Annotated in this window: 11 protein-coding genes; 9 read left to right on the forward strand and 2 right to left on the reverse strand. The window is 64.4% G+C overall.

Annotated features, from left to right (window positions below; translation table 11 throughout):
- Position 1: 1 nt before the first annotated feature.
- The 8 genes from rapZ to hemH all read left to right on the forward strand — a co-directional run bounded on the left by rapZ (position 2) and on the right by hemH (position 7,743).
- Entirely contained in the window at positions 2–895 is an 894-nt protein-coding gene (gene rapZ, locus ACUIAH_RS02160) for an RNase adapter RapZ (protein WP_101432393.1), read from the forward strand.
- 120 nt (positions 896–1,015) lie between these two features.
- Positions 1,016–1,975 carry a DNA-binding protein WhiA gene (gene whiA / locus ACUIAH_RS02165; protein ID WP_045935384.1) on the forward strand — a complete coding sequence of 320 codons (960 nt, stop codon included), beginning with the start codon at positions 1,016–1,018 and terminating at the stop codon, positions 1,973–1,975.
- Between the two features lie 79 nt (positions 1,976–2,054).
- The gene (locus ACUIAH_RS02170) at positions 2,055–3,251 is read left to right on the forward strand and encodes a phosphoglycerate kinase (protein ID WP_313841966.1); all 1,197 of its coding nucleotides are present in this window, start codon (positions 2,055–2,057) and stop codon (positions 3,249–3,251) included.
- A gap of 90 nt (positions 3,252–3,341) precedes the next feature.
- Positions 3,342–4,124, forward strand: coding sequence for a triose-phosphate isomerase (gene tpiA, locus ACUIAH_RS02175; RefSeq protein WP_045924435.1), 783 nt, complete (start codon positions 3,342–3,344; stop codon positions 4,122–4,124).
- A gap of 60 nt (positions 4,125–4,184) precedes the next feature.
- A complete protein-coding gene (secG, locus tag ACUIAH_RS02180; RefSeq protein WP_045924434.1) occupies positions 4,185–4,433 on the forward strand; it encodes a preprotein translocase subunit SecG in 249 nt (82 codons plus the stop codon).
- Between the two features lie 233 nt (positions 4,434–4,666).
- The gene (gene hemQ, locus ACUIAH_RS02185) at positions 4,667–5,425 is read left to right on the forward strand and encodes a hydrogen peroxide-dependent heme synthase (RefSeq protein WP_445341262.1); all 759 of its coding nucleotides are present in this window, start codon (positions 4,667–4,669) and stop codon (positions 5,423–5,425) included.
- Between the two features lie 55 nt (positions 5,426–5,480).
- Positions 5,481–6,827, forward strand: a complete 1,347-nt coding sequence (locus tag ACUIAH_RS02190; protein ID WP_232347217.1) for an MFS transporter — start codon at positions 5,481–5,483, stop codon at positions 6,825–6,827.
- Entirely contained in the window at positions 6,820–7,743 is a 924-nt protein-coding gene (gene hemH / locus ACUIAH_RS02195) for a ferrochelatase (RefSeq protein ID WP_445341263.1), read from the forward strand. The genes ACUIAH_RS02190 and hemH overlap by 8 nt, the downstream gene beginning before the upstream one ends.
- Before the next feature lie 112 nt (positions 7,744–7,855).
- Here hemH and tal read toward each other — a convergent pair whose 3' ends face one another.
- Positions 7,856–8,965 carry a transaldolase gene (gene tal / locus ACUIAH_RS02200; protein WP_024628055.1) on the reverse strand — a complete coding sequence of 370 codons (1,110 nt, stop codon included), beginning with the start codon at positions 8,963–8,965 and terminating at the stop codon, positions 7,856–7,858.
- 157 nt (positions 8,966–9,122) lie between these two features.
- Positions 9,123–11,225, reverse strand: a complete 2,103-nt coding sequence (gene tkt / locus ACUIAH_RS02205) for a transketolase (RefSeq protein WP_445341264.1) — start codon at positions 11,223–11,225, stop codon at positions 9,123–9,125.
- 184 nt (positions 11,226–11,409) lie between these two features.
- Between tkt and hrcA the strand changes: the two genes are divergently transcribed.
- Positions 11,410–12,483 carry a heat-inducible transcriptional repressor HrcA gene (hrcA, locus tag ACUIAH_RS02210; protein ID WP_313836501.1) on the forward strand — a complete coding sequence of 358 codons (1,074 nt, stop codon included), beginning with the start codon at positions 11,410–11,412 and terminating at the stop codon, positions 12,481–12,483.
- Positions 12,484–12,531: the final 48 nt, after the last annotated feature.

A 12,531-nucleotide genomic window follows, 5' to 3' on the forward strand; every position in this document is an offset into this window, starting at 1 on the left:
GATGACGACGGAAAAACCGCCCTTCGCAGGTTTCGAGGTACTGCTGATCACCGGCATGTCCGGCGCAGGCCGCTCCCGCGCCGCCGACTCCATGGAGGACATGGGCTGGTATGTGGTCGACAACATGCCCCCGCGCCTGCTGGTCCCCCTGGTCGACATGATGACCTCCGCCGGAAGCTCCTTGCACCGCCTGGCAGCCGTCATCGACGTCCGGTCCCGCTCCTACTTCGACGACCTGTCGGCCGTGCTCAGCCATCTGGACGACCTGGGCGTGCGTTGCCGCATCCTCTTTCTGGACGCCTCCGACCAGGTGCTGGTCAAACGCTATGAGTCCGTCCGCCGTCCCCACCCCCTGCAGGGCTCGGGCCGCCTGATCGACGGCATTCACGAGGAGCGCCGCCTGCTGGGCGGTCTCAAGGAGCGTGCGGACATGGTCATCGACACCTCCAATCTGAGCATCCATCAGCTCTCCACGCGCCTCTACGAAATGGTCCTGGGCTCCGGCCCGACCACCGTGGGCGTGCACATTATGAGCTTCGGATTCAAGTACGGCCTGCCCATCGATGCCGACTTCGTAGCCGACGTGCGCTTCCTGCCCAACCCCTACTGGGTCCCCGAGCTGCGGGACCTGAACGGCCATGACGGCCCGGTCCGCGACTATGTGATGGCCAGCAAGGGCGCCAAGGAGTTCCTGGATGCCTACACCACCGCCATCTTGACCGCGCTCAGCGGCTATGCGCGCGAGGACAAGCACTATGTGACCATCGCCTTTGGCTGCACCGGCGGACAGCACCGCTCAGTGGCCATGGCCGACGCTCTGGCCGCCCGTCTGCGGTCCAGGGGAATGGAGGTGACGGTCTCGGCCCGCGAGCTGCCGCACCGTTCCCGCGGATAGCCAAAGGCGCAATTTGTCCAAGATATTCGGTATCACAGTAATCCGGTGGTCGCCACGGCAGGTGTGTCGTGCGGCCGAGAAGTATTCATTTTTCAGTATTTTTTCGTAGGAGGACGGCTCTTGGCCCTACTTGATGATGTCAAAAGCGAGCTGGCCGCGATTGACAACGAACCCCCCTCTGCCAAGAAAGCACAATCGGCGGCCATGATCCGCTTCGGCGGCGGACTGCACATCATTCAGCGTCACATTGTGGTGGAAGCGCAATTCGACTCCCTGCCGGCAGCGCAGTGGTTGCAGAACACCATCAGGGACGTCTACGGTCATGATTCCGATCTGATCCAGGTCAAGCGGCAGGCCCCCACCGGCAACCTGACCCGCTACTCGGTCCGCGTGCTGCGGGCGGGCGGCGCCCTGGCCCTGCAGACCGGCCTGTTGGACCGCCGCAAGCATCCGGTTCGCGGTCTTCCCGCCGACATCGTCTCCGGCAACATCGCCCAGGTCAAGGCTGCCTGGCGAGGGGCCTTCCTGGCCCATGGCGAGCTGTCCGACCCGGGCAAGGCCTCCTACCTGGAGATCGTCTGCCCAGGATCCGAGGCCGCCCTGGCCCTGGTGGGCGCCGCCCGCCGCCTGGGCATCAACGCCAAGGCCCGCCAGGTGCGCAGCTCCGAGCGCGTCACCCTGCGTGATCCGGACGTCATCGAACGCATGCTCAACCTCATGGGCGCCCCCAAGTCCTCCCGTGAGTGGACCGGCAAGCGCAGCGACGGTGAATCCCGCGGCAAGGCCAACCGCCTGGCCAACTTCGACGATGCCAATATGCGCCGCTCCGCCAAGGCCGCCGTCGAGGCCAGCGCCAAGGTCACCAAGGCCTTTGAAATTCTGGGCGACGACATCCCCGAGAACCTGCGTGCGGCCGGCCAGCTTCGTCTGGACCACCGCGAGGCCTCCCTCGAAGAGCTGGGCCGCCTGGCCGACCCGCCGGTCACCAAGGATGCCATCGCCGGACGCATCCGCCGTCTGCTGCAGCTGGCCACCAAGGTCGAAAAGAAGAGGGCCGAGGAACAGGCCAAACAAGAGTGAGATAGCTCACACAGGTCGGTCTGCCTGAGTACCATGGCAGGGGAGCGGGCGCATGGACCCGCAGTCAGAAAGGATACGCATGAAAACACTGAAGAGCCTCGGTGATCTCAAGGGCAAGCGCGTGCTCGTCCGCGCGGACTTCAACGTGCCGCTGGACGGCACCACCATTACGGACGACGGCCGCATCCGCGCCGCCTTGCCAACCATCGAGCAGCTTCGTGGCCAGGGCGCCAAGGTCATCCTCATGGCCCACCTGGGTCGCCCCAAGGGCAAGGTCGTTCCCGAGCTGAGCCTGGCCCCCGTGGCCGCCCGCCTGGGCGAGCTGCTGGGCGTGCAGGTCCCCCTGGCCGAGGACACCTATGGTCCCGATGCCCATGCCAAGGTGGCCGCCATGAACGACGGCGACGTGGTCCTGCTGCAGAACGTGCGCTACAACCCCGAGGAGACCAGCAAGGACGAGGCCGAGCGCGACGCCTACGCCCGCAAGATCGCCGACCTGGGCGACGTCTTCGTCTCCGACGGCTTTGGCGTGGTCCACCGCGCCCAGGGCTCCAACTACTCCGTGGCCAAGTTCCTGCCCTCTGCCGCAGGCCTGCTGGTCGAGAAGGAAGTCAAGGCCCTGTCCAAGGCGACCGAGAACCCCGAGCGGCCCTTCACTGTGGTCCTGGGCGGCTCCAAGGTCTCCGACAAGCTGGGCGTCATCGAGAACCTGCTCAGCAAGGCCGACCGCCTGGTCATCGGCGGCGGCATGGTCTTCACCTTCCTCAAGGCCGAGGGCTACGAGGTCGGCTCCTCCCTGCTGGAGGAGGATCAGGTAGACACCGTCAAGGGCTACATGGCCACCGCCCGCGAGAAGGGCGTGGAGCTGGTCCTGCCCACCGACATCGTGGCGGCTGACGAGTTCAAGGCGGATTCGCCCCACCAGGTGGTTCCTGCCGACGGCATCCCCGCGGACAAGATGGGTCTGGACATCGGTCCCGACTCCCAGAAGCTCTTCCACGACAAGATCGTGGACTCCAAGACCGTGGTCTGGAACGGCCCCATGGGCGTCTTCGAGTTCCCGGCATTCGCCGATGGCACCCGGGCTGTGGCCCAGGGCCTGGTCGACGCCACCAAGGCCGGAGCCTTCACCATCGTCGGCGGCGGCGACTCCGCCTCGGCCGTGCGCAACCTGGGCTTCCCCGAGGATGGCTTCTCGCACATCTCCACCGGCGGCGGCGCCTCCCTGGAGTTCCTTGAGGGCAAGGAGCTTCCGGGCCTTAAGGTGCTGGAGTAAGATCGGCAGACAGACGGGCAATGCCGGGTCACCGGGTTTCGCATCCGGCGGCCCGGCATTGTTGTTGTTGCGCGGATGGAAAGGTCTGGTATGGCACGCATTCCCCTGGTGGCCGGCAATTGGAAGATGAACTTCGACCACCTGGAAGCCACCTATTTCGTGCAGAAGCTGGCCTGGCTCCTGCGCGACGCCCACTTCGACCGCAGGCGCTGCCAGGTGGCTCTGATGCCCGCCTTCACCGCTCTGCGTTCCGTCCAGGTGCTGGTGGAGGCCGACAACCTGCCCATCGAATACGGGGCGCAGGCCGTCTCAGTCACCGCCCAGGGCGCCTTCACCGGGGATGTGTCCGCCGACATGCTGGCTCAGCTGGGCTGCAGCTACGTCATCGTGGGCCACTCCGAGCGGCGCAAGTACCATCCCGAGGACGATGCCAACATCGTCGACCAGGTCCGTGCCGTCCTGGCTGCGGGCATGAAGCCCATCCTCTGCGTGGGGGAGAGCTACGAGGAGCGCCGCCAAGGCATCCAGCTGGACTTCGCCGTTGGCCAGGTCAATGACGTCACCCGCGACCTGGCCAAGGAGGACATGGAAAACCTGATCGTGGCCTACGAACCGGTCTGGGCCATCGGCACGGGCATGGTGGCCACCCCGGACACCGCCCAGCAGGCCGCCCGGGCCATCCGCGACCACATCTCAAGCAAGTTCGGGGAACCGGCCGGCCAGGCCGTGCGCATCCTCTACGGCGGCTCGGTCACCTCCAAGAACGCCTCCCAGATGATCACCCAGCCGGACGTGGACGGTTTTCTGGTGGGCGGCGCCTCCCTGGATGTGGAGGAGTTCTCGCGAATCGTGCGACTGGCCGCCAAGGGCTGATGCGTTTTTCCCCGGGTGTCTGTATACTTGTTCCCAGTTCCTTACATGGAGGTATGTGCCGTGACCATTGTCAAGATTGTGCTCGAAGTCGTTGTGATCCTCGCCAGCATACTGCTGACCATGCTGATTCTGTTGCACAAGGGCAAGGGCGGCGGCCTGTCCGATATGTTCGGCGGTGGAATCGGCTCCAACGCGGGCACCTCGGGCGCAGCCGAGAAGAACCTGAATCGGCTGACCATTATCGTGGCCCTGATCTGGGTGGCCATCATCATCGCTCTGGATCTCATTTCCAAGTACAAGCTGGCCTGATTCCCGCAGATAATACCTGAAATACCCGACCCCGGCATCGACCGGGGTTTTTCCATATCTAGGCGACTTCAGTGCAAGGTCCATAGTCCTTGACTATTACCACAATATGTCATTCACAATGCATCGATAATCCAACAATTCAGCCGTCTGACGGATAGAGTGGAGAACGGTGTGCCCGACGAGCGGCGCATCACACAATGCCGTGCAAGCTAAGCAAGCGAAAGGAAGTGCTCATGGCTGAGCAAGCTGCACCGAGCCTGGAGGGCTGGTTCTGCCTCCACCTCTTCTGGAAGATCGATTGGGCCAAGTGGCGCCGAGTGCCCCAGGGCGAACGCCGGGAATGCCTGGATGAGTTCAAGGCCCTGGCCGCACAGCTGGACGAGGTCCAGTCCCAGGGCCAGGGAAGCCACTACTGGTGCCAGGTCAACGGGCAGAAGGCCGACCTGGGCCTGATGGTCCTCAGGGAGAGCCTGGACCAGCTGCAGGAGGTCGAGACCTCCCTGGAGAAGCTGCGCATCTCCGATTATCTGGAGCCGACCATCTCCTATGTGTCGGTCACCGAGGTGGGCCTCTATTCGGGCGAACCGACCACGGACCGCGGCTGGTCCTACGTCAACGCCAGCCTGCATCCCAAGACACCCGACAAGCCCTACATCTGCTTCTACCCCATGTCGAAGACCCGCGTCCCAGGCGCCAACTGGTACACGCTGCCCTACGACCAGCGCAAGGCCTACATGCACGACCACGGCAAGATCGGCCGCTCATACGCCGGCAAGGTCTCCATCATCCTGACGGGCTCCATCGGCCTGGACGACTACGAGTGGGGCGTCACGCTCTTCGCCGACGACCCTGTCCAATTCAAGAAGATCGTCACCGAGATGCGCTACATCGAAGCCAGCTCCATCTACGGCGAATTCCCCTACTTCCTGGTAGGCACCCATACCGATCCCGAGCGCATTGACAGGCTGCTCACGGACCAGATGGGACAGTAACACCATGTCTGCAAGAGAGAGAAGATCGATCCTTTCCACGCCCATATGGTTCTTCATGGTCATCGTCTTCATCACCCAGCTGGATGGGGGAGCGGTGCCGACCATGCTGCCGTCCATCACACGGACCTTCGGCCTGACCACCATGGGCTCCTCCTGGGTGGTCGGACTCTACACCCTGGGACTGGTGGTGGGCACACCCATCACCTCCAACCTCTCCGACGCCCACGGGACCAGGAAGGTCTTCCTCTGGGAGCTGGCCTTCTGGTTCCTTGGATGTCTGATGACGGCGGTCTCGCCCAACTATGCGGTCATGCTGCTGGGCCGGTTCATCCAGTCCCTGGGAGACAGCGGCATCATGGTCCTGTCCATGAACGTCCTTCTGCAGCGCGCCCGCAGGAACAACCAGGGCAGGAAGGTCTCCACGGTGGGCATCATCGCCGGTCTTTCCGCCATGGTCAGCCCGGTCCTTTCGGGCATGCTCCTGGGCATCACCCACGGATGGCGGGCCTACTACTTCATGATGCTGCCCTTCCTGGCCATTTTGTTTATTCTGGCCTGGTTCATGATGGGCGACTCCCAGACCGACCGCGCCTGGAAGACCGACTACCTGGGCCTGGGCTCCTTCAGCATCGCTCTGGCCCTTCTGATGGTGGCGATCACCTTCCTCCAGTACGGCACCGCCTATCTGGCCCTGATCATCGGATGCCTCCTGGTCACAGTGGTGGCCGGCGCGGTCTTCCTGGTGCATGAGCGGGGGCTGGGCGACTCCAAGGAGACCATGCCCTTCCTGCCCATCCGCCTGCTGAAGCTGCCCTCCTACGGGCTCACCCTGCTGCTGGGGACCCTGGGAGGCATGTTCTTCTCCCTCTTCGTCTACATTCCGACCTATGTCCACTCCGTCTTCGGGCTCCCGGTCCGCTCGGCCGGCATGGTCATGGTCGGCGTCGGGCTCGGCTCCGTGGTCGGGTCCTGGCTGGGCGGTCTTCTGGTCGACAAGTTCGGCTACCGGACCACGCTGGTCTTTTCGTCGTCGCTGATAGGCCTGATGGCCCTGGTGATCACCCTGACCCTGCACAACCTGCAGCTCTTCATGGTCCTGTCCTTCCTGATGGGGGTCGGCATGGGCTCCATGATGTCCTCGCCGCTCCAGGTCATCGCCGGAAGGCTGGCCGGGCCCGAGAACCGCATGCAGGCCATCGGCGGGCTGTCGGCCTGCAAGAAGATCGGCACCACCATCGCCCCACTGCTCTTCGCCTCGGCCATTGAATTGGGCAAGGTGGGCGGACAGGCCGGTCTGGCCTCCTACAGGAACATGTTCCTGGTGGTCATCGTCATAGCCCTGGTCAATATCGGCCTGACATACTGCATACCATTTTCACAGAAAGAAGTTGCTGATGACTGAACCTACAGCAGTCCTCCTCATGGCATACGGCACCCCCTACCAGGAGTCCGACATCAGGGGGTACTACACCAACATCCGCCATGGGCAGGAGCCGCCCAAGCCGCTCATGGACCAGCTGGTCGGCCGCTACAAGGCCATCGGCCTGCCCTCGCCCCTGGCCAGGATCACCACGGCCCAGCGCGACGGCCTCCAGGCTGCGCTGGACAAGGCCCACCCCGGCGCCTACAAGGTCTACGAGGGGCTGAAGTACATCACCCCCTTCATCCAGGATGCGGTCGACCAGATCGCCGCCGATGGCATCACCAGGGTGATCGGCCTGCCCCTGGCCCCGCAGTACTCCTCCTATTCGAGCGAGGACTACCACAACCGCGCCCGCAAGGCCATCGAGGCCCATCCGGGCATGGAATACCTGCCGGTGCGGTCCTGGTGGAACCACCAGGAGCTGATCCACTTCTGGAGCGACCAGCTGGTGGCCAAGAAGGATCTGACCGACCGGCCGGACACCAAGGTGATCTTCAGCGCCCACTCCCTGCCCCTGCGCATCATCCAGGGAGGGGACCCCTACAAGGATGAGGTCATCGGTCTGTCCAATGCCGTGGCCCAGGCCGCCGGCCTCAATGAGGACCAGCACGTGCTGGCCTGGCAGTCGGCAGGCCGCACCCAGGAACCCTGGATCGGGCCTGATTTCGTCAAGGTGGCCAAGGATCTGATCACTGAGAGCGGCATGAAGACCATCGTCTCCGCCTCCATCGGCTTCATCGCCGACAACCTGGAGATCTGCTACGACGTGGACATGGAGCTGGCCAAGGCCATCGAGTCCGCCGGCGGCACCCTGACCAGGCTGAACATGCCCAACGACAGCCCAGCCCTGATCGCCACCCTGCAGCAGGTGGTCGAGGAGGCCAAGGCCGAGTAGCTCCGCAGCGGCAAGAAATCCAGTAAAATCCAGCACTAATATCAATTGTGCCCCGTCTGGTTTAAACCAGACGGGGCACAATCTTTAATAGCTGCGACTGTCAGTCAGGCGCTCAGCCGTTGACGCGGTCGATGCCCTTCTGCACGTCGGAGAGGACCGAATCCCAGGAGTTGATGAAGGCGGCGACACCATCGGCCTCCAGCTTGTCGGTCACGTCCTTGATGTTGATGCCCAGGTCTGCCAGCTTCTGCATAATCTGGTGGCTCTCCTCATAGGTGCCCTCGATGGAGGGGGCGCCGTTGCCGTGAGCGGCCAGTGCCTCAAGGGTCTTCTCGGGCATGGTGTTGACCACGTCAGGGGCCACCAGCTCGTCCACGTACTTGCAGTCGGAGTAGGCGGCGTTCTTGGTGCCGGTGGAGGCCCAGAGCGGACGCTGGCGCTTGGCGCCCTTGGCTTCCAGATCGGCCCAGCGAGGATCCTTGTCGAAGGCCTTCTCGAAGAGCTCGTAGGCCAGGCGGGCGTTGGCCACAGCGGCCTTGCCCTCCAGGGACTTGGCCTCGTCAGAGCCGTTGGCCTCCAGCAGCTTGTCAACTGCAGTATCCACGCGGGAGACGAAGAAGGAGGCGACCGAACCGATGTGCTTCAGGTCCTTGCCGTTCTTGTCGGCCTGGGCGATGCCCTCAATGAAGGCGTCGATGACCTGCTGGTAGCGCTCCAGGGAGAAGATCAGCGTCACGTTGACCGAGATGCCCTTGGCCAGGGTGGCGGTGATGGCGGGCAGGCCCTCCAGGGTGGCAGGAATCTTGATGAAGGCGTTGGGACGATCGACCTTGTTCCAAAGCTCTTCGGCCTGCTTCTCGGTCTCTTCGGTGTTGTGGGCCAGACGAGGATCGACCTCGATGGAGACGCGTCCATCCACGTAGTCGGTCTTCTCGGCGACCTCGCGGAAGATGTCGGTGGCGTTGCGCACATCGGTGGTGGTCAGCTCGCGGACGGCCTCCTCGACGGGGATGCGGCCCAGCTGCTTGAGCTGTTCGTCATAGGGGCCCACCTGGCTCAGGGCCTTCTGGAAAATCGAGGGGTTGGTGGTCACGCCCACCACATTGCGCTCGGCGATGAGCTGCTGCAGATTGCCCGACTCGATGCGGGTGCGGCTCAGATCGTCCAACCAGATCGAGACACCTGAATCGCTGGTGCGCTGGGTGTTTGCATTTTCTGCCATCTTGTCACTCCTTATTTGGGTTCCCGATGGAATCACATTCACTATGCACTACCGGGAAGTCTGTTGCTGTATTCCCGCAGGCCCGCGTTTCGGGCGTGCCTGCAGGGGAGGGGGCCGGCGTCGCGGACGGCCCCCGATTGATCACGATGTGCCGGGTTCAGCGGGCCCGACGGACTTCCTCCAGGGAGGCCTGTGCTGCTTCGACCACATGATCGGCGGTGATGCCCAGGTCGCGCATGTTCTCGTCGCCGCTGCCCTGCAGGCCGAACTGCTCGATGGAGACGGGCTTGCCATAGCTGCCCAGGTACTTGTACCAGGGTGTGGCCAGTCCGGCCTCAACGGAGACGCGGGCCTTGACGGAGGCGGGCAGAACGGCTTCCTTGTAGTCGTCGTCCTGCTCCTCGAACCACTCCAGCGAGGGCACGGAGATGACGCTGGCCTTGACGCCCTGCTCGGCCAGGGTCTTGGATGCGGCCACAGCGTGCTGCACCTCGGAGCCGGTGGCCATGATCAGCACGTCGGGCTGGCCCTCGGTGTCGACCAGCACGTAGGCGCCCTTGCGCACGCCTTCGCGGGCCTTGGCCTTGGTCTCTTCCAGGGTGGGCACGCCCTGCCTGGTCAGGATCATGGCCGTGGGGTGGGTGTTGTCCTTCTCGAAGAAGGCGCGGTAGGCTTCAGCGGTCTCGTACTGATCGGCCGGGCGCACAACCTCCATCTGGGGGATGGCGCGCACGGCGGTCAGGTGCTCGATGGGCTGGTGGGTGGGGCCATCCTCGCCCAGGGCCACGGAGTCGTGGGTCCACACATACAAATTGGGGATGTCCATCAGGGCGGCCAGGCGCACCGAGGGGCGCTCATAGTCGCTGAACTGGAAGAAGGTCCCGTTGTAGGGCCTGGTGTCCGAACCCAGCAGGATGCCGTTGGTGATGGCGCCCATGCCGAACTCGCGCACGCCGAAGTGCAGCTGGCGGCCGTACTTGCTGGCCTTGGGCCACTGGACGGTCTCGTCGGCCTCGGGGGCGAAGGAGACGGCACCGTTGATGTTGGTGTTGTTGGAGCCGCCCAGATCGGCGGATCCACCCCAGAGCTCGGGCATGATGGGGGCCAGGGCGTTGATGACTGCGCCGGAGGCCTTGCGGGTGGCCACCTTGGAGCCGGGCTCGAAGCCAGCCTCCAGGTCGTCCAGGGCCTTGTCGAAGCCCTCGGGCAGCTTGCCGGCATGGATGCGGTCGTAGAGGTCGGCCTTGTCGGGGTTGGCCTTGCGCCAGGCCTGGTACTTCTCGTCCCAGTCCTTGTGGGCGGCCAGGCCGCGCTGGGCGACCTCGCGGGCGTGGGCCAGGGCCTCCTCGTCGATCTGGAAGCTCTGCTCAGGGTCGTAGCCCAGGGCCTTCTTCAGGCCGGCGACGGCCTCGGCGCCCAGGGCTGAGCCGTGGGCTGAAGGATCGTTGGTCTTGCCGGGGGTGGGCCAGGCCATCAGGGTGTCCACCTTGATGAACTTGGGCCGGTCGGTGACCTGCTCGGCCTTCTCCAGGACGGCAGCCAAGCCCTCGACGTCCTCCTTGTAGGAGCCGTCGGGCTGGATGAAGCTGAACTCGTCGGTGTACCAGCCGTAAGCCTGGTAGCGCTTGAGGATGTCCTCGCCCAGGGAGATGCGGGTGTCGCCCTCGATCTGGATGTGGTTGGCATCGAAGATGACGGTGAGGTTGCCCAGACGCTGGTCGCCGGCCAGGGAGCTGGCCTCGGAGGAGACGCCCTCTTCGACGTCGCCCTCGCCGCAGATGACCCAGACCTTATGGTCGAAGGGGGACTGCCCCTCGGGTGCATCCGGATCCAGCAGGCCGCGCTCATAGCGCTGACCATAGGCGAAGCCCACGGCCGAGGCCAGACCCTGGCCCAGCGGGCCGGTGGTCATCTCGATGCCGGGGGTCAGGCCGTACTCGGGGTGGCCGGGGGTCCTGGTGCCGGCGGTGCGGAAGCGCTTGAGGTCGTCCAGGGTCAGTCCGTACCCGGAGAAGTAGAGCTGCACGTACTGGGTCAGCGAGGCGTGGCCGCCGGAAAGAATGAACCGATCACGCCCAACCCAGTCGGGGTCGTTGGGGTCGTGACGGATGAAGTGCTGGTAGAGCGCGTAAGCGATGGGCGCCAGCGAAATGGGGGAGCCGGGGTGGCCGCTTCCAGCCTTCTCGACCGCGTCGGCCGAGAGGACCTTGGCCATCTTGACAGCCCGCTCATCGAGTTCGGACCATGTGAAATCTGCCATATGGTGCTGCTTTCCTTCCAATCTAGAGGTCTTCATGTTCGACTTGTGTCGAAAATGTTCGATTACCTTCACATTGCGCTTCCATCGTATCGGTTTGAGACGACACAATTCGGCTCTTCGCGCGACGTTTTGGCACTCTCATGGCCCGAGTGCTAATAATGAAACCATGACGGAAGGAGCGACATTGCCTAATACCAGACGCATGCTGGTGCTGCGCGCGGTCGTCGAGGACTATATTCGTTCTCGCGAGCCGGTAGGGTCGGGTTCGCTCACCAGGAATCATCAGCTTGGAGTCAGCTCCGCCACCGTGCGCAACGACATGGCGGCCTTGGAGAGCGAGGGCTACCTGGTCCAGCCCCACACCTCGGCCGGCCGCATCCCCACCCAGAAGGGCTACCGTTACTTCGTCGACAGGCTGGCCACTATCGTGCCCCTGTCCGCCGCCCAGCGCCGGGGGATCAACGCCTTCCTGTCCGGGTCGGTCAACCTGGAGGACACCCTGCAGCACGCTGCCCGGCTTCTGGCCCAGATCACCGGGCAGATCGCCGTGGTGGCCTCGCCCTCCCTGGCCAGCTCGAACCTGCGCCGGGCCGAGCTTATAGGACTGAGCCGGGGGACCGTGCTTATGGTGGTCATCACCGACACCGGCCGGGTGGTCCAGCGCACCCTGCACGGGCCTCTGCAGGAGGACCCGAACGCCCTGGCGGACCTGTCCGACCAGATCAACAGGCAGTGCCAGGACCTGCCCCTGGACCGCGCCGCCGACCGCTGCCGCATGCTGGCCGACTCCCTGACCGAGGGCCGCGACAAGTCCATGCTGCGCCTGGTGGCCACGGTCTTCGACGAGATGGCCACCCGGGAGCAAACCAGCGGCCTCTACATGGCCGGCACCTCCCAGCTGACCCACAGCCAGGCCGTCTCCCTGGGGGATCTGGGCTCGCTGCTGGACGCCCTGGAGGAGCAGGTGGTGCTCATGCGGCTCATGCGGGCCCAGAGCGAGCTTTCCCGCGAGAGCAACGGCGTCAGCGTGGCCATCGGCACCGAGACCCGGACCCCGGAACTGGCCCACGCCTCGGTGGTGACCAGCGGATACGGGCATGCCCGGTCCAGGCAGACCGACGGCTCCGAAGCTGACGAGCCCGTGGCCTTCGTGGGCTCCATCGGCCCGACCCACATGGACTATCCGGCGACCATGAGCGCAGTTCGTGCCGTGGCCTCCTATCTGACCGGTTTCCTGGCCGGCGGCGGGGAGCCGTGAGCGTCAAGGCAAACGCATAAGTCATAGGTATCGTGGGCCCATGCAACT

This window comes from Bifidobacterium sp. ESL0820 (assembly GCF_052606235.1).